Origin of the sequence: Flavobacterium azizsancarii (assembly GCF_027980145.1) — a bacterium.
In the GTDB taxonomy this organism is placed as follows: domain Bacteria; phylum Bacteroidota; class Bacteroidia; order Flavobacteriales; family Flavobacteriaceae; genus Flavobacterium; species Flavobacterium azizsancarii.
The window spans coordinates 60397-79633 of record NZ_JAMZNK010000018.1; the positions used below are offsets into that span (position 1 = coordinate 60397).

The window sequence follows — 19237 nt, forward strand, 5'->3', positions numbered from 1 at the left end:
GTTTTAAAATATGGATACAAACATTGCAGGACAAAACAATGAAACAATAAAAAAAGTATTACCGCTCATTTTAGGGACTTCCATTTTTATGCAAATGCTCGATTCTACTATTCTTAATACATCGATCACTTCTATTGCCAAAGATCTCCACGAGTCGCCGCTTGATATGCAGAATGCCATTATCAGTTATGTTTTGACTCTTGCACTATTTATGCCTGTTAGTGGCTTTTTATCGGATAAATTTGGAACTAAAAAAGTCTTCATTTTTGCTTTGTTACTCTTTAGCATTGGCTCTTTATTTTGTTCTCTTTCTCAAAACCTAACTCATCTGATTTTTTCGCGTGTTATTCAGGGTATCGGAGGAAGTTTAATGACTCCGGTAGGCAAACTGGCGCTTATTAGAACATTTCCTAAAAAAGAATTATTAAAGGCAATGAATTTTGCTATTATTCCTGCCTTAATTGGTCCTGTATTAGGGCCGTTGGTGGGCGGATATATGGTCGATTATTTATCCTGGCACTGGATTTTCCTGATCAATATTCCTTTTGGGATTATTGGTATATTATTAAGTCTGAAATACATGCCGGATTACAAATCTCCAATAATCGATTTTGATTTAAAAGGCTTTTTAATCTTTGCAGCGGCTTCACTGCTCTTATCTATTTCTTTAGAATTATTTGGCAATACAGTTCGTCTAACCCCGGTTTTACTGATCTTAATGTCAGGATTCCTGATGTTGTACTGGTATTACCGCCACGCTGTTACGGACAACAACCCTCTTTTTCCTCTCAATTTATTTCAGGTGAGAACCTTTCGTGTCGGGATTGTAGGTAATCTGGCTACGCGTCTGGGTTTTAGTTCGATTCCGTTATTATTACCTATGATGATTCAAATCGCTTACGGACAATCGGCTGTTACTTCTGGATGGATTGTTGCTCCTATGGCTCTTACTGCAATGTTTGGAAAATCAGCTGTTATTGGGATTTTAAATACGTATGGTTACAGAAAAACTCTAATGGTCAACACTTTTATTATTGGTGTATTAATTTGCGCATTAGCCATTCCTTCTATTCATACCTCGATTTATTGGTACATTCCCATTATCTCGGTATTGGGTTTCTTTAACTCGATACAATTTACGTCTATGAATTCGATCTCTATTGCAGATTTAAGGGTTTACCATACGAGTAGTGGCAACTCTTTGGTTTCTGTAAATCAACAGCTGGCTATTGGTTTTGGAATCGCTTTTGGGCTTTTAGTACTTAAAATTTTTCAGGGTGATACAAAACTCATTCATAACGAAATACACAATGCTTTTCGATATACATTTTTAGTTGTAGGTTTTCTGACCATTCTTTCCGGATTCGTTTTTAGAAGACTTCATGATAAAGATGGTGACAACTTAAAATCAGCTAATTAATAAAAAACTAAAGCCCAATCTTTTACAATTGGGCTTTAGTTTTTCGTAAAATTCTTTATTTTTTTAGTTCCAGCCGCCACCAAGCGCACGATATAGATTTACAACAGCATGCAATTTCTGACTTTGATCGTCGATACCTCTTAATTGTGCGGTTAATAAATTCTGTTCGGCCGTTAGTACATCTGTATAATTAGTCGTTGAATTATTTAATAATTCTTTATTAAATTCTACCGCTTTGAATAAAGCTTCTAACTGTTTCTTTCTTTTTTCTTCTTTTAAAGCGGCATTATCATATTTTGACAAGGCATTAGAAACTTCCTCACTTGCTTTTAGCATTGAAAATTCAAAATTGTAAAGCGCTTCTTTTTGAATGGATAAAGCAGTAGCCAATCTTGCCTTATTAATTCCTTTATTAAAAATAGGCTGCGTAAGTCCTCCCGCGATATTACCAAAAAGTCCGCCGTTTGTAAACCAGTCTTTCAATCCAAAGCTTGAAAAGCCTGCCGCTCCGCTAATGTTTAAAGCAGGATAAAAATAGGCTCTTGCGACATTACTTTCTTCAAATGCCATTCTAAAATTATATTCGGCCTGTTGCACATCTGGTCTGTTTGCCAAAAGTTGCATAGGAACCCCAATTTTAAGATCGTACATCAGCTTTTGCTTTTCGAGAACACTACGCTCAATTTTAGAAGGTGATTTTGCCAGAAGTACACATAAAGCATGTTCCGTTTCGGTTATCTTTTGTTCGATATCCGGAATAGCCAATTCGGCTTCATAAAAATTAGCTTCACTTTGTACCACCGCTACTCCATTTATAATCGAATTTTCGAACAGTACTTTAATCGTCTCTGCATCGGTTTCTCTATTTTTCGCTGTCTTTTTAAGCACTTTTAGTTGTTCGTCTAGAATTAGCAACTCATAATACGAATTGGCAATATCAGCAATCAGCTGTGTCTGAACAGCACGTTTGGCAGCATCTGTAGCCAATAAATTGGCCAGGGCGCCTTTTTTAGTACTTTTTAATTTACCCCAAACATCTATTTCCCATCCGGCAGCAATACCCAAATCATATTGTGTCGACTGATCGAAAAGTCCAAATCCTTGCGGGAAAGCCAGTCTCGATTCTTTTACGGATAAATTCCCATTTACCGACGGTAGAAAAGCGGCTTTACTCAGTTTAAGAGTGATTCCTGCCTGATTGATTCTTTCTACCGCAATCTTCAAATCCAGATTTGCAGCCAATCCCTCAGCAATAAGTTGTTGCAAAGCAGGATCAGTAAATAATTCCGACCATTTCATGGTTGCCATGTTAATCGTGTCTTTGTTGTCAGGTTGACGATAATTTACAGATGTTGTGGGTTTTGTATAGGATTTCGTGATTTTGCACGAACTCCATATACCGGCAACCAACAGTACAATGGCTATTAGTTTATAATTGTATTTGTTCATTATAATATATTTTTATTTATTATTTATTTGACTGAAATTTAACCGCTAAGTCCGCAATCCCGATAACTATCGGGATACAAAAAGTTCACAAAGCTAACTCAGCACAAAGCTTTACGAACTTTATGTTTTTATAAAAACTATCCTTGTAAAAAACTTTGTGTGCTTTGCGGTAAAATAATCTGCTTGGTTATGAAATAAGATTTAACCACAGAGTTCACAATCCCGATAGCCATCGGGATACACAAAGTTCACAAAGCAGCTTCAACACAAAACTTTGCGAACTTTGTGTTGTTATAAACCATACATGTAAAATACTTGGTGTTCTCTGTGGTAAAATAATTTGCTTAATTATGAAATAAGATTTAACCACAGAGTCCACAATCCCGATAGCTATCGGGATACACAAAGTTCACAAAGCTGACTCAATACAAAGCTTTGCGAACTTTATGTTTTTATAAAAACCATCCTTGTAAAAAACTTTGCGCTCTTTGCGGTAAAATAATCTGCTTGATGTTGAACTGAGATATATCGCTCCGCTGAAGCTTTAATTACAGAAACGTGTATATTAGCTATAAATATTACGCTCCGCTGGAGCTTTACTCAATGACTCTAGGCTCATGAACCGGTATTTTCACCCCTCCAATCTTTTCTTGCAATGACTGAAAAATGATAAATAGAACCGGAATTACAAAAACTCCGAATAACGTCCCAATCAACATTCCGCCTACAGCAGCTGTACCAATTGACCTGTTGCTTAATGCCCCTGCACCAGTAGCAATCATCAACGGAATTAACCCGAAAATAAAAGCAAAGGAGGTCATTAAAATAGGTCGTAATCTGGCTTTTGCTCCAAATATCGCCGACTGCACAAGGCTTCTTCCACTTAAGCGATGTAATAAGGCAAACTCAACAATAAGAATTGCATTTTTCGCCAAAAGTCCAATCAGCATAATCAAACTGATCTGAAGGAAAATATTATTATCAACTCCAAATAGATTTGCAAATATAAAAGCACCTGCAAGTCCTATTGGTAAGGATAACAATACCGAAAGTGGTAAGATGTAACTCTTGTATTGCGCACTTAATAGGAAGTAAATAAAGATCAGACAAAGTGCAAAGATTAAAGTTGTCTGGCTTCCGCTGGAAAGTTCTTCTTTTGTCAAACCTGAAAACTCATAGGTATAACCTCTTTCTAATGTTTGTGCAGCTACTTCTTCGATTGCTTTTATCGCATCACCGGAACTATATCCTGCATTTGGTGAACCTGTAACTGTTGTTGAGGTAAAGAGATTGAAACGGTTTATAAATTCAGGACCATACGTTTTTTTCAAGGTTACAAATTCAGAAATTGGTGCCATTGCCCCTTTATCTGTTCGAACAAAAACTTTATTGATATCACTTTCTTTCGCTCTGTAATCTGGATGAGATTGCAACATTACTCTGTATTGTTTTCCGAATTTATTGATATCAGAAGCATAGATTCCGCCAAAATATCCCTGAAGCGTGTTGAGAACCGTATTTACACTTACGCCCGCATCTTTACACTTCGCTACATTTACGCTGACTTCCATTTCCGGAAAACCAATGTCAAACGGACTTGTGGCGTACATAATCTCTGGCCGCTGATTAATCGCTGCCATAAACTTCCCGATATTCTTATCAAAATCTTTATAACTGCCACCAGTTTTGTCCTGCAGTTGTACCTCGAATCCGTTGCTGTTTCCAAATCCCTGTAAAGTTGGTGCAGCAAAGAAAATAATATTTGCCCCTTTTATATGAGCTGTTTTTGCAAACAACTGCCCAACGATTGAAGTAACATCCTGATTTTTTCCTTTTCTCTCCTTCCATGGTTTTAGCCTGATAAACAATGCGCCATAAGAACCTCCGGATCCGTGAATTAAATCCATTCCGGAAAGTGTTGATGAAAGTTCAATCTCCGAAATACTTCTCGCGGCAAGATCTATTTCTTTTACAATTTCCTCTGTACGTTCTAATGTCGAAGAAGCGGGTAAAACTACATTTCCGTAAATTGCTCCTCCATCGTCATTAGGTACAAAACCAGTTGGCGTTGTTTTGATCAATACATAAAACACCATTCCAAATAGTGCGATTGCTACTAAAGAAATCCATTTTCTGCGGATTAGGAATCGGACTGCTCCAATATATTTATTCGTGACTGCATCGAAAGCAGCATTAAAGCCGGCATAAAATTTAGGCAAAAATCCTTTGGGATGATTTGACTTTTCAGAATCATGTGGTTTTAATAAAATAGCACAAAGCGCAGGACTTAACGTCAAGGCATTCACTGCCGAAATTAAAATTGCTACTGCCAATGTTAATCCAAATTGTTTGTAGAAAACACCAGCAGAACCTGTAATAAAAGTAACAGGAATAAATACTGCCGACATAATTAAGGTAATGGAGATAATCGCTCCGCTAATTTCGCTCATCGCATGAATAGTCGCTTTTTTGGCTGATTTTGCTCCCTGATCTAATTTTGCATGAACAGCTTCAACCACGACAATGGCATCATCGACGACAATACCAATCGCTAAAACCAAAGCAAAAAGGGTCAGTAAATTAATGGTGAAGCCAAATAATTTCAGAAAAAAGAAGGTACCAATAATCGATACCGGAACTGCAATTGCAGGTATCAGGGTCGATCTGAAATCCTGTAAAAAGATAAATACAACAATAAAAACCAGAATAAAAGCTTCAATAATTGTGTAGATTACTTTCTCGATAGAAGCATCCAGAAAGTCATTGGCATTCAGGAATGTATGGTATTCTAATCCCGGAGGAAAATCTTTGGACGCTTTTTTTAATATGTCTTCGCAAGCTATAATTAGCTCTCTCGCATTCGACCCTGAAATCTGACTGATCGCTCCTCCTGAAGATACATGCCCCTGAGTAAGCAATGAAGTCGAATAATCTAAAGCTCCAAATTCGATATCTGCTACATCTTTTAAGCGTAATAAGCTTCCTTGTTTACCGCTTCTGAGTACAATGTTTTCAAATTCAGCAGGATTTTCGAGTCGGCCTGTAAACTTCAATGCATATTGAACTGATTCTTTGCTGTTTTCCCCAATTTTACCCGGTGCAGCTTCGATGTTTTGTTCTTGCAGCGCTTTAATAATATCATCAGGAACTAAACGCTGATTGGCCATTGCATCCGGTTTTAACCAAATACGCATTGAATATTCCTGACTGCTGTAAATTTCCGTTGCTCCTACACCTACGACACGTTTCATCTCGGGCATAATATTTATCCTCAAATAATTATCGAGGAATTTTTCGTCATATCTCCCGTCTTTACTGTATAATAAAAAACTCAGCGCCGTACTGCTTAACTGTTTGCTTGTTGTAATACCAGACTTAATCACCTCGGCAGGAAGCAAACTTGTCGCTTTTGTAACTCTGTTCTGAACATTTACGGCCGCCATATCAGGATTTGTTCCCTGCTTAAAGAATACGGTAATCGAAGCACTACCATTGCTACTGGCTTTAGAAGTCATATAAGCCATATTCTCGACTCCGTTTATTTGTTCTTCCAGAGGAACAATTACACTTTTCAAAACCACATCGGCACTTGCTCCCTGATACGAAGCGTTTACCACAACCGTTGGAGGTGCGATTTCGGGGTATTGTGATACAGGCAAGGATGCTAATCCCAGTAATCCTAAAATCACTATTATGATCGATATTACCGTAGATAATACCGGATTTTCTATAAATTTTCTAAACATCTCTTTTTATTTTTTTGATGAAGCCACTATCGGTGCGATTTTTACTCCATCCCTTAAATTCCCAATTCCATTAATGACAATAGTATTTCCGGATTGTACTCCTTCAGTTACTACATATTCTTTTTCAGTGGCTGTGTTTCTTATTTTTATTTCGGTGTTGTGCACTACATTTTGTCCGTCTGTTGTAAAGACAAAATAGCGTCCCTGCTGTTCAAAGACTGCTTTTTTAGGAACCAGGATCGCATCAGAAAATTGGGTCGGAATAACAATTGTTGCACTTGCACCACTCCATAATTTGCCTTCAGGATTTGGAAAAACGGCTTTAAAATTTGCTGAGCCTGTACTTGCATTCAGAACACCGCTTAAAGTTTGAATATTTCCTTTTTGCGCATAGGTTTCTCCATCAGCAGTGACTAAGGAAACTGCCGGCATATTTCTGAATTTGTCCTTTAATTGATTGCCTGAATATTGGCTTAAGAATGAATTTAGCTGTTGCTGACTTAGCGAAAAATAAGCATAAATATGTTTGGTATTCGCAACGGTGGTTAAAGGATCCGGTGCCGAAATACTAACCAAACTCCCAATTTTATAAGGCAGACTTCCCACAACTCCATTAATTGGACTTACTATATTAGTAAAAGCAAGTTTCGATTTTGCTGCTGATAAATCTGCATTTGCCTGACTTAATTCTGCTCTTTTTACCCGCTCTACGTTTTTGGCAGATGTTAGTTCGTAGGTATTTATAATTTTCTTTTCTGCCAGTGCTGCTGTTCTTTTGGTCTGGATAACCGCTGTTTCCAAACTTGCTTCGGCGGCGAGAATTGCTGCTTTTTTATTATTTACTTCCTGCAGATAACTATTGGCATCTATTTTAAACAAAACTTGTCCTTTGGCTACAGCCGCACCTTCTTCTACATAAACCTGCTCAATATAGCCATCGATTTTAGAACGTATTTCTACAGTTTGCTCTCCTTCTAAAGTTGTTGGATATTGTACAGAAACATTCGCTTTTTGAGCTTTAAGTGTAAGCGTTGGATAAGACGCGGGACTTTGTGTTTGTTCTGTATTTTTTTTGTTACATGAAACGGTCAAAAGCGTTCCAAGAAACAATATTGCTATTATTTTTTTCATTATTTCGTTTATTTTCTTTTGTAAATCATTAGAGGTGAACCTGCTTCGCCCCACATTAAGGTTTGTACATATTTTATTAACTGACTTGTAGCCAATACGAGAATTTCTTCCGGTATGGATGAATTTGCTTTGAGCACCACTTTTTGACTGATAAAAGCCGAAAATTCTATTTTTCTTATTCGTTCGATCCATAAAAGACCTTCGTGATTTCCGGTTGTAGAATACACTACGATTGAGGTATGTGGAGCCACTAATGCGCTGATCAATACATAGGCCCAAAGTGGAACGATGGCATCATTAGAACAGCAAATGACTACTTCTTTTCCTGAATATTGGCTCCAGTCTATACTGGCCATTTCTGAACGAAAGGCTTTTTCCTGCAGTAGAAAATCTTCTAAAAGAAAGGGAACAATATCAAATACAACAAAGTCATTTTTGTCCGGTTTATAAGACCTGAGATCGAGAGTTTGTATGCCTGAAGCTTCTATTTTATTTAGTATTTCCATATTTATGACGATTAAAAAATTTGAATTATTTGCTGATTTTTAGGCATAGATATCCCCCGCCCAACCTGAATATTGTTTATCAGGTATGCTGAGCACATTGTAAAGCGTTTTATGCTTTAGCTAGAAGTTTTTGAGATTTTTAAAATCTTTGTTATAGATCTTATTTATAGATTTTTCATTAATACATTCCAGTACGGAACGATAGAGACTGGTAAATTGATCCTGTAGCAGGAAGTGGTTGAGGAAGATTGTAATTCTGGTACCATAATCTATATTTTGTATTAATAAATTCTGTAACTATCAACGTTCATTGCAATTAGGATAATAATATCTTAGAATGCGCTTTGATAAGTTATGCAAAATTAATATTTTTGCATAATAAAACAACTAAATACTTGTTTTATTAATTTATGACTACAAATAAGATTTTAATGTTGCTCAAAATGCGAGGTCCCCTTACGGCTCTCGAGATCGCCCATGAGCTTAAGATAACGAAGGAAGGCGTTAGACAACAGCTAGTTAAACTTACCGAAGAAGAACTCATTGAACCTCAGGAAGAATCAAAAGGTGTGGGCAGACCGCAAAAAACGTTTAGTCTTACAGCAAATGGAAATGCTAAATTTCCTGATACTCATGCCGAATTGACCTTAAAACTGATCACTATTATTAATGCAATGGGCGAAAACACCATGCAGGCGGTGATTGATGTCTATGAAGAAACAGGGAAAAAGAAGTATCATGAAGAAATTGATACGATACATAATCTGGAACTGAAAATAGAGAAATTGGTCGAAATAAGAACCCGAGAAGGTTATATGGCAGAATACTCTAAAAATGACGAAGGCTATCTTTTGGTCGAAAATCATTGCCCTATTTGTGCAGCGGCAACAATTTGCCAGGGTTTCTGCTCATCTGAATTAAATACGTTCAGATCTGTATTAGGAAAAGATGTTCTCATTAATCGGGTAAGTCATATTGTTTCGGGCGAAAGAAGATGTGCTTATCAAATTACTTTAAATTAATATACAATAAAAAAAATGCCTCTTCAGGCTGTCCCTGTTCACAAATACTAAAAATCAAATTGAACACGAATTACACCAATTCTAAAGGGTTGATTTTGTTTGTGAAATTAATTTCACAAACAAATAGTGTAAATTGGTGTAATTCGTGTTTGCATTTATTTTGAGGCAGACGAAAGAAGCGATTTTTATCTCTAAAACAGCAATTTATTTCTTAGCTAAAACTGCTAAAATCTTAGTATAAATTTCGGTGTTCTGATACACTCCCATAAATTTTTCAGCTCCTGGCCCGTAAGCAAAAACCGGAACCGGAACTGCCGTATGATCGTTAGTACTAAAACTGCCGTGCACATATCCCTTTTCTATATTTCCGTCAATTAAAGAAAGTCCACCCGTTTCATGGTCAGCGGTTACGATTAATAACGTTTCCGTATTCTTATCTACAAATTCCATAGCTTGTCCAACCAATTTATCAAAATCAAGCATTTCGCGAACCACATATTCTACATTGTTTTTATGTCCGCCGTAATCGATTTGCGCACCTTCTGCCATGATAAAAAATGGACTTTTTGTTTTAGCAAAAGTTGAGGTTGCTTTCGCTAGGGATTTCGCTAGAAAATCACCTCTTCCGTCTTTCATAGAAACTACTGCAGCGTCATCTAAAACAATAAATTTAGAGTTTTTGATGGTATCAAGACTATTGAATTTATCTGAAAAAGTATATCCTTTTTGCTTCAGTATTTTAGATAAGTCTTTGCCATCTTTTCTTGATGTAAATTCCTTTGTTCCTCCACCAATCAAAATATCTGATGGATTCGATAAAAAATCTTCGGCTATTGGTTCGCTGTAACTTCTTTCCGGCTGATGTGCATAAAAACACGCTGGCGTAGCATCTGTAATATTCCCTGCCGAGATAATAGCTGTTTTGTAATTTTTCTTTGCCAATTGTTGTATGATTAATTCCAGCGGTTTCCCATTTTCATCAACACTAATAAATCTATTATTGGTTTTATGCCCTGTTGCCATAGCAGTCGCTCCTGCGGCAGAATCTGTGATATAACTGTCTGAAGATTTTGTGACAGACAATCCCTGAGTTGGAATATTAAATAAACTCAACTGACCTTTATTAGCGGTGTAACCGGAGTAAATCTGTGTCAATCCCATTCCGTCACCAATAAGAAGGATTACATTTTTAGGTTGTTTTTTAGAAAATCCCAATCCGTTTCTAGGAATATAAGCTTCGTGAAAATCGGTATTTTGATAAAATGTCGATTTGATATTGTTGATAAAATGCGTCAATTCAGCAACGTTATCTGTCCCAATAAAATCAACTTTTAAGTTCATCAATGTCATCCAGGTATTTACATTATCCTGAGTTGCCCAGAATCGTACTTTTTTGTTCTGATCGTGTACTTTTTTAATAATCGATTGCACTTTTTCAGCATCCGTTTGTGTCATCACGCCTTTCCCGTTCCAGATTGTGATTTCTTTTAAATCTTCGCTGATCATTTCAACACGGGACAATTGTTCCGCAGAGTAATTTTCATTTAGCCTTCCGTCAAAATAAATAAATTCAGGATAGTCTTTCCAGTTTGCCAGAGAAGGTCTGTTTCCCGAAATTACCACTTTTATATTTTTATTCGAAATAATATCAGGATAGGTTTTAAGCTGCTGCGCAATTAATCTCAGCGTAGCATCACCTTCTGTTTTTATATCGATCATTAAAATCAAAGGTTTATTGCCTTGGTAAGCTTTTCCTCCTAAGCTTTTTAATTTTATAGTAAGCGGATCAAGATATTGTGTCTTAAGCGTATTCTGCGGATTAATTTCTTTGGATGTATGGGCAACAAAAAGCTCGTTATTGACTAAAAAAACATCGGCTTCAATAACGCCGGCTTCATTAGAATAGGCTTCATAAAAGGGTAATTTGCTGGCATAATCATTATGCGAATGAATGTTAGATGAACTGTATTCCTGTGCTTGTGCAATCAGCAAAAATTGGAGGCAAAAAAGGGTGATTATTTTTTTCATGAGAAAATTGGGTTTGTTTATTTTTAGAACTGTAGGATTTTAAATTGTTGAGGTTTATTTAAACACATTGGGACATAATTTTTTACAGCTAAATAAAAAGGTGTTTTACTTGTTTTTAATGCACATAGTTCATCCCGTTTTGTCATTTAATTATTAAAGCTCCGAAGGAGCGGTATATTTACAGCAATTATAGATTTCCATTTATTAAGCTCCAGAGGAGCGACATATTTATAGCAATTATAGATTCCCTACATTAAAGCTCCAAAGGAGCGACGTATATGCCACCCCGATGGGGTTTGGATCCTTTTTATCAAAAATTAATTGCTATAAATATATCGTCCCGCTAGGACTTACCTACTATTAGCGTAAGATTTTAAAATCATTTTTTTTATTTAACGAAGGAGAAATCACACGCGTAACTCGACAAAGATTGGCGATTTTCTTTGCAGATTTCTGATGCGATTTCTCTCCTGAAGCTTCGGGATCGAAATGACAATATTGGGGTTACCTTCTTCATGATTTTATCATTATTAAACCTCCGGATGAGCAATATATTTATAACAATTATAGATTCCCCCCATTAAGCTCCAGAGGAGCGACATATTTATAGCAATAATAAATTCCCATACATTAAAGCTCCAGAGAAGCGATATATATGCCACCCCGATGGGGTTCAAATTCTTTTTATAAAAATTAAATTTCTATAAATATATCGTCCCGCTGGGACTTGGTTTATGATTAATTAAAATGGGGCAAAATCATTTTTTTCATTTAACGAAGGAGAAATCACACGCATAACTCGACAAAAATTGGCGATTTTCTTTGTGGATTTCTGGTGTGATTTCTCCTGCGTCGAGATGACAACATTGGGGGTTACTACTTTATATTTCTTTTAAATACAAACCAGTCTTTTTCCTAAAAAAAGACTGGTTTATGTTTATATCTGAAATTCATTTGCTATTTTTTACAACTGCAAGCTCCGACAAGCTTGCAGTGTAAAAAAACTAAACAAACAAAATGAAACTACAAACTACCAACCTTTATTTTGCGTCAGTGCTCCTTTGCTTACTGCAATTTCATCCGGTGGTATTGGCCAAACTTTGTGAATTGCAGGGTTAAAATTACGAGCAGGATAAATCACGGTTCCGTTATAATGGTGTAACGGTTTTGCATAAGTTGCCTGAGCATCGCCCCAACGTACTAAGTCAAAATGACGGTCTGTCCATTCTCCGGCCAATTCACAACGTCTTTCTCTTTTTAGATCGGTTAATGTTGCTCCGGCAAGATCTCCAAGACCTGCACGACGACGGATCATATTAATTTCTGTATCGGCATTCAGGCCTTTCATAAGTTTGGCTTCTGCCAACATCAAAATCACATCGGCATAACGCAAAAGAGGAACGTTTAAAGCTGTCGAAGGTTTATCTCCGTTGGCATTTACATAACGAATATCAATCCCGCCCGAAGTTGTTTTGGCATAACCAAACGGCTCCATATATTTATTGAACTGATATCCGGTTCTATTACTGGAACTTACAAGATATTTACCTTCATTAAAAGTTACTAATTCACCAAAATACAGGAATTTATCACCTTTTTGCAAAATAGTCGCGCTGCGTCTTTTATCTTTTGGATCATAGGTATCAAATAATTCTTTGGTAGGATAAAAATTTCCCCAACCATTATAAACTCCCCAACCTTTGTCTTCTAGGCATACTCCCGGAAAAATAGATCCTAAAGAAGTATTCTCTGCACTTGACGTTACTGACCAAATGTATTCTGAAGACCAGTTGTTCTTGATTTTAAATACATCTTCAAAATTATCCAGCAACTTATGTTTTCCACTATTCACGATCATATTGGCATATTTTATTGCGTTGTCCCAATCTTTAGCATACAAATAGGTACGTACTAAATATCCCCAGGCAGCTGTTTTATGAGCACGTCCGTAATTATCAGAAGTCAGCTCATTAAAATAAGGTAGTAAATCGGCTGCTTTTACTAAATCGGCTGCGATGTAGGCATAGTTTTCAGCTACATTTTTAGCTCTTGGCACATATACATTTGTTGGGTCTTCGCGATCCTGAATCGGGATTCCGGCGCGATCATCTCCGTAATGATAAGCCAGTTCTAAATGCATTACAGCATGATTGAAGTACGCTTCTCCCAACATCCCATTCTTTGTTTTTTCGTCTAAGGAAATCTTAGGAATATTGCGAATAACATCGTTGCAGCGTTTCATTATTTCGTAGTGAATTCTCCAGATATCTTTGGTATCAGATTCTGCACCATCAACAATAAAATTCTTAATACGTTCTGCATTTTGTCTTGGCTTGGTTCCTATATCATCACTGGCGTTATTCAGCCAGAAAAAACCACGACCGTACATATTATCATCAGAATATAAAGCATAAATAGCGTTTACTCCTGCTTTTGCATCTGCTGGAGTTTTCCAGAAATTTCCGCTTGACGGAGCTCCTTGCGGCACCAAATCAAGTTCGCTTTCGCACGCTGTCGCGCCCAGTAAAAGCACAAAACTCAATACTAAAAGACTTAAATTTTTCATTTTATTTGTTTTATATTTTTTTAAAAAGTTGCATTTACACCGGTCATATAAATACGGGAAAGCGGATATTTTCCTAAGTCCATACCAAAGTTTTTAAGCCCTATTTCCGGATCCATTCCTGAATACTTGGTGATCGTGAAAAGGTTTTGAGCTGAGATAAAAAATCTCAGTTTTGCTTTTCCGTTCAGCCATTGATCTTTTACTGTGTATCCTATCGAAAGGTTTCTTAATCTTACGAAAGAAGCATCTTCGATATAAAAATCAGAGATTCGCCCGAAGTTATTATTGTTGTCTGTTGATGAAAGTACCGGAATATTGGTCTTTGTATTGGTTGGCGACCATGCATTTTTAGATTCTGCCAATAAGTTATATCCAGGAAATGAACCGTTTAGACCGGTGTGTTTTACAGCATTAAAAACACTATTTCCTGCTGCTCCGCTAAAAAAGACATTCATATCAAACCCTTTATATCTAAAGTTCATATTTAAACTGAAAGTCGTTTTAGGAAAAGGATTTCCAAGCACTACTCTGTCATTGTTATTGATGACACCGTCTCCATTTATATCTTTAAATTTAATATCTCCTGCAACCGCATTGGGCTGATATACTTCGCCTTTAGCGTTTACATATGCTTTTGCTTCAGCATTACTCTGAAACAGTCCATCTGTCGAATAACCGTAAAAGGCACCAACAGGGCTTCCTACCTGATAAATATTCGCTAAAGGCAAACTACGAACCCTGCTTAAATTTAATGGTTCAAGAGAAGTCAAATCATCTTTGATCGAAACAATTTTATTACTTAAAAATGATGCATTTGCTGTAATATCAAATTTAAAATCGCCACGCGTTTTTTGGTACATCAAACTTGCCTCAATACCTTTGTTTTCTACATCTCCAGAGTTTACGATTCTACCTTTTGGAGTCCCTGAAACACCCGGAAGCTGATCGCGAACCAACATGTCTTTGTTTGTTTTTACGTAAGCATCTACGGATCCTGACAAAGCATTATTGAACATTGTGAAATCTAATCCTACGTTGGTTTGCTCTGAACTTTCCCATCTTAAATTAGGGTTTGACAATTCGCTTTCAGAATATCCGTAGTTAATTACCGGACTTGACCCGATTAAAGATTGTGTCTGGTTTAATGGTACACTAAACTGGTAAGGCCCAAGGTTTCCTAAGTTTCCTATTTGTCCCCAGCTTGCACGTAATTTTAAGTTGCTGATTATTGGATTAATATTTTTCATAAATCCTTCTTCAGATACTAACCAACCTGCAGAAACAGAAGGATACACTTTCCAACGGTTCTCAGAAGTCAATTTTGAAGTTCCGTCGCGACGCACAATTCCTGAAATTAAATATTTTTGATTAAAGTCATAATTCAGCCTCCCAACATATGATGAGATAATTTCTTCGGCCATACCTGCCTCTATTTGTTGTACCAATTTGGCGTTTAATAAATAGCGCTGCGATGCATCTTCGCTATCAAAACCTGTTCCCTGCACGGTATAAAAATCTCTTTTGGTTTGTTGATATGTATAGCCGGCCAAAGCTTTAAAATTATGTTTGCCTAATGATTTTTCGTAAGAAACCGTTTGTTCCCCTAACAAATCTGTTGTTGTCGAGTTTGTTAAAGTCAATCTGTTGAAATCGAATATTTTTCCCGGCTCAGTAATTTTTGTTGCAAATTCTGTTGCATTGTTTTGTATTCTTGTATAACCCAAATTTGACTTTAGCTTTAAACCTGAGACAACTTCCCATTCGACATACGGATTAATTAAAACTGTCGAAATAGGATTTCTGTTGTCTAATCTTTTTAAATAAGCCACCGGATTTATTACATCTCCGTAAGAACCTATGTATTTCTCCGGAACACCACCAAATTGTCCTGAACCATCTTCTCTGTAAATGGTAGCATTTGGCGGATAAAAAATCGCCGCCAGAATCGCTCCTGTATAAGCATTTGAAGTATTGGCTGACTGACCATCTGTTAAGGAATACGAAAAGTTTTCTCCAAAGGTAAAATTGGGAGCTAACTTAAAAGAAGAATTTGCTCTTGCTGTATATCGGGTTCCAAAAGTATTCAATAAAATCCCTTCGTTTTTTCTATAACTTCCTGACAAAAAGAAATTAGATTTCTCTGTTTTTCCGTTTACAGAAATAGACAAATCCTGTATTTCGCCTGTACGAAAAATTTCGTCCATCCAGTTCGTTTTTGTTGTTCTAGCTGTTGGCTCAAATGCAGGATCAAAAGCGGGGATTCTAGGCATTCCCGCATTATCTCTGGCTGTATTCATAGCATCTGCATATCCTGCAGCGTCCAGAACATTTAATGTCTTTGCTACACTTTGAAAACCTCCCTGATAATTTACATTTACATTGATATGATCAGAAGTTCCTTTTTTAGACGTAATCAGAATTACACCACCAGAAGCTCTTGCACCGTAAATTGCCGCAGAAGCTGCATCTTTTAGCACGCTGATCGAAGCAATATCATTAGGGTTTAAAGTGTTTAAAGATCCGCTGTAAATAATTCCGTCTAAAACAATCAAAGGAGTTTCGGCGTTTAATGAACCAATACCACGAATGTTAATTGTTGGCTCTGCTGTAGGATCTCCACCATTATTGATCACCGTAACACCGGCCACTGTACCTTGCAATAATTCGGCTGCACTGTTATAGGTTCTGCTTGACGTTTCTTTCATAGAAACAGTTCCAACAGCTCCCAAAACTTCGTTCTTTTTTACAGAACCATATCCCATTACTACAACTTCCTGTAGTTGCTTCATATCAGCTAATAATCTGACACTGATATTTCTAGTCGACTGATTTACTTTTACTTCCTGAGTAATATATCCCACGTACGAAAAAACAAGTATGGCTTCAGCTGAATTAACTCCCATTTTAAAAGTTCCGTCAAAATCTGTCGTTGCTGTGGCATCAGAATCTTTGTCCTTAATACCAACTCCCGGTAAAGGCATTCCGTCATCGCCACCAAAAACAGTTCCTGAAATGCTTATTTTACCTTGTCCGGCATCAGTCAGTTTTTGATTCTTTTTGATTACAATATTGTTGTTTACAATTTCATATTTAAAGAAAAAATTACTGCATATTTTGTCCAATGCTTGTTCTAATGTTACGTTACTCAGTTTCAAACTAATTTTTTGATTCGTATTAACTTGATTGGTTTCGTACATAAAATGTACATCTGCCTGTTTTTCTATTTTCTGAAAGACAGTCTTTATACTTTCGTTTTCAACTTTTAAGGTTACTCTTTTACCAATGTCAACACTGCCTGCTTTTGCTGCTAATCCTATAAAAAATAAAGCAGTAAAAATGAGCGCTTTAGTCAGTACAGATCTTGTCATGTTTTGACTGTTTCTGACATACCGCATTTGTTTTTGATTCATGATTGTGTGTGTTTTTTAATTGTTTTTGGATTATTTATAGGCTTCTACGTAGATGTTTTAATTTGATTTTTACTTTGCCAGACCTAACAGGTTTTAAAAACCTGTTAGGTCTCTCTGGATACATGTTACTATATGGTCAAATCTATTTTTAGTTATCGTATGATATAAGTTCCTGATTCGATTTTATAATTGGCATTGATAATATTACACACTAGGGCCACAACCTGACCAACAGGAAGTTCTTTGAAATAGGCGCTAATTTTTAGATTGTTGAGATTTTTGTTTTCGATCTGGATCGCCACATTATAATTGCGATTGATTGTTGCAATAACTTCGGGTAAAGGCGCATCTTCAAAAACGATAATGTTTTTTCGCCATAGCGAAATAGAGTTCACCGGAATATCCGTAAAGGCTTGCAGTTTATTATTCTGCGATTTAAAAACTACTTTTTGTCCGGGCGTTACATAAACATTTTCTTCGGTAAAAGTCGATTTTACATTTACTCTTCCGGTTAAAACCGAAACTTCTTGTGTAGCATGATCCGGATAAGCCTGAACATTAAAACTGGTTCCTAAAACTTTGGTATCCATTTTATCGGTATGAATAATAAACGGATGTTCTTTGTCTTTGGCTACATCAAAAAATGCTTCTCCTGTTAAATACACTTCACGTGTTCCTCCTTTAAATTTTGCGGGATATTTTAGAAGACTTCCTGCATTGAGCCATATTTGGGTTCCGTCGCTTAGTGTTATTTTAGAATGTTCTCCTGATTTTGTAGCGTATTCTTTAGTTATAGTCTGCACAGATGACAAATAAAAGAAACAGGATAATCCCATTAAAAAGATTAGAGAAGCTGCTATAGCCCAATTTCTGTTTTGAAGAAAAATAACCGTATTTGTTTTCTTAATTTGCCTGATTTCCTTCTTTAGTTTTAAGCGATCAGATTGTATAAGGTTTGTAGTATCTGTTATTTCGTCCGGGTGATCATACCAGTTATTCCATAATTCTTCTCCTTTTAGAGAAGTCTTACCTTCTAAAAAAAGCTGTATTTCTTGATGTGGTTTTTCAGGCATTATAATGTGTTTATCTCTTTAATAGTATGTCTTAGAATTTTTACTTTTGGGTAGGCGGATGAGGTTACGCTTTTGTTAAGAAAAGAAAATGCACCTCACAATTTAGAAACCTCCCATCAGTTAAACTCACCTAAATAGTTTCGCATAAACTTTAGCGCATAAGCAATATGATACTTTACGGTTTCATGCGATACATTAAGTTCTTCGGCTATCTCTTTGTTTGTATAATGTTTGATGCGGCTCAGGATAAAAACTTCTTTGGATTTTTTAGGAAGTAATAATGTGGCTTTATCCACCGCTTGTTGCAGTTCCTGATAATGAATAGCATCTTCGGTTGTATTACTGCTGGTATAATCGTCATTGCTTCGATCAGTAACCTCCTTTATATATTGGTCTGTAATGGTGTGCGATTTTATATAATCTAAAGTCACATATCGAACGGAAGTATAGATGTAGGCTGCAAATTTCTTTTGAATAACCAAAGTCTTTCGACGTTCCCAAATAGTGGTAAAAACTTCCTGAACAATTTCTTCAGAAACCGGAATCGATTTCATTCTCATATAAACAAAGCGAACTAACAAATCCCGATACCGAAAGTACAATTCATCAAACGCTTTATCTTTTCCTTGTCTCAATAATTCAACAAGCTGCTCATCAGTAAACGCTTTATACATGACAGGCTTCTTTTTTATTATTGGGCGAATGAATAGCGCTTTGTAAAACACTTATTCCTTTTATTTTTCTGCGATGTATTCTTGATTTAAAAAATGACATATACTACAAGTGTGTTGTTTATAATATGTCTCCAAAATTAGAAATGAGGGTAGGTCTGCAAGGTTACGTTTACATTAATAAAACATCCTATTTATAAAGCATTATATTAACA

Annotated in this window: 11 protein-coding genes; 2 read left to right on the forward strand and 9 right to left on the reverse strand. The window is 36.3% G+C overall.

The genetic code is table 11. The features are described from left to right. Window positions 1-10 precede the first annotated feature (10 nt). Window positions 11-1420: an MFS transporter gene (locus NJT12_RS12545; RefSeq protein WP_271336260.1), complete on the forward strand. Its 1410-nt coding sequence runs from the start codon at window positions 11-13 to the stop codon at window positions 1418-1420. Between the two features lie 63 nt (window positions 1421-1483). On the opposite strand, the gene NJT12_RS12550 is transcribed toward NJT12_RS12545, so the two are convergent. The 4 genes from NJT12_RS12550 to NJT12_RS12565 all read right to left on the reverse strand — a co-directional run bounded on the left by NJT12_RS12550 (window position 1484) and on the right by NJT12_RS12565 (window position 8252). Continuing rightward, on the reverse strand, window positions 1484-2869 hold the full coding sequence (locus tag NJT12_RS12550) for an efflux transporter outer membrane subunit (protein WP_271336261.1): 1386 nt from the start codon (window positions 2867-2869) through the stop codon (window positions 1484-1486). 596 nt (window positions 2870-3465) lie between these two features. Continuing rightward, window positions 3466-6615: an efflux RND transporter permease subunit gene (locus NJT12_RS12555; protein WP_271336262.1), complete on the reverse strand. Its 3150-nt coding sequence runs from the start codon at window positions 6613-6615 to the stop codon at window positions 3466-3468. A 6-nt stretch (window positions 6616-6621) separates the two neighbouring features. Next, a complete protein-coding gene (locus NJT12_RS12560; protein WP_271336263.1) occupies window positions 6622-7746 on the reverse strand; it encodes an efflux RND transporter periplasmic adaptor subunit in 1125 nt (374 codons plus the stop codon). Window positions 7747-7754: 8 nt separating this feature from the next. Next, window positions 7755-8252, reverse strand: a complete 498-nt coding sequence (locus NJT12_RS12565; protein ID WP_271336264.1) for a DUF2480 family protein — start codon at window positions 8250-8252, stop codon at window positions 7755-7757. 410 nt (window positions 8253-8662) lie between these two features. Here NJT12_RS12565 and NJT12_RS12570 point away from each other — a divergent pair, with 410 nt between their 5' ends. Beyond that, on the forward strand, window positions 8663-9274 hold the full coding sequence (locus NJT12_RS12570) for a helix-turn-helix transcriptional regulator (RefSeq protein WP_271336265.1): 612 nt from the start codon (window positions 8663-8665) through the stop codon (window positions 9272-9274). Between the two features lie 204 nt (window positions 9275-9478). Here the strand turns inward: NJT12_RS12570 and NJT12_RS12575 are convergent, their stop codons facing one another. The 5 genes from NJT12_RS12575 to NJT12_RS12595 all read right to left on the reverse strand — a co-directional run bounded on the left by NJT12_RS12575 (window position 9479) and on the right by NJT12_RS12595 (window position 19025). Beyond that, a complete protein-coding gene (locus NJT12_RS12575; RefSeq protein ID WP_271336266.1) occupies window positions 9479-11302 on the reverse strand; it encodes an alkaline phosphatase in 1824 nt (607 codons plus the stop codon). A gap of 1030 nt (window positions 11303-12332) precedes the next feature. Continuing rightward, on the reverse strand, window positions 12333-13868 hold the full coding sequence (locus tag NJT12_RS12580; RefSeq protein WP_271336267.1) for a RagB/SusD family nutrient uptake outer membrane protein: 1536 nt from the start codon (window positions 13866-13868) through the stop codon (window positions 12333-12335). Between the two features lie 20 nt (window positions 13869-13888). Further along, entirely contained in the window at window positions 13889-17278 is a 3390-nt protein-coding gene (locus NJT12_RS12585) for a SusC/RagA family TonB-linked outer membrane protein (RefSeq protein WP_271336268.1), read from the reverse strand. 152 nt (window positions 17279-17430) lie between these two features. After that, the gene (locus tag NJT12_RS12590; protein ID WP_271336269.1) at window positions 17431-18351 is read right to left on the reverse strand and encodes a FecR family protein; all 921 of its coding nucleotides are present in this window, start codon (window positions 18349-18351) and stop codon (window positions 17431-17433) included. Between the two features lie 116 nt (window positions 18352-18467). Further along, window positions 18468-19025 (reverse strand): RNA polymerase sigma-70 factor, encoded by a 558-nt coding sequence (locus NJT12_RS12595; RefSeq protein WP_271336270.1) that lies wholly within the window; start codon window positions 19023-19025, stop codon window positions 18468-18470. Between the last annotated feature and the right edge of the window lie 212 nt (window positions 19026-19237).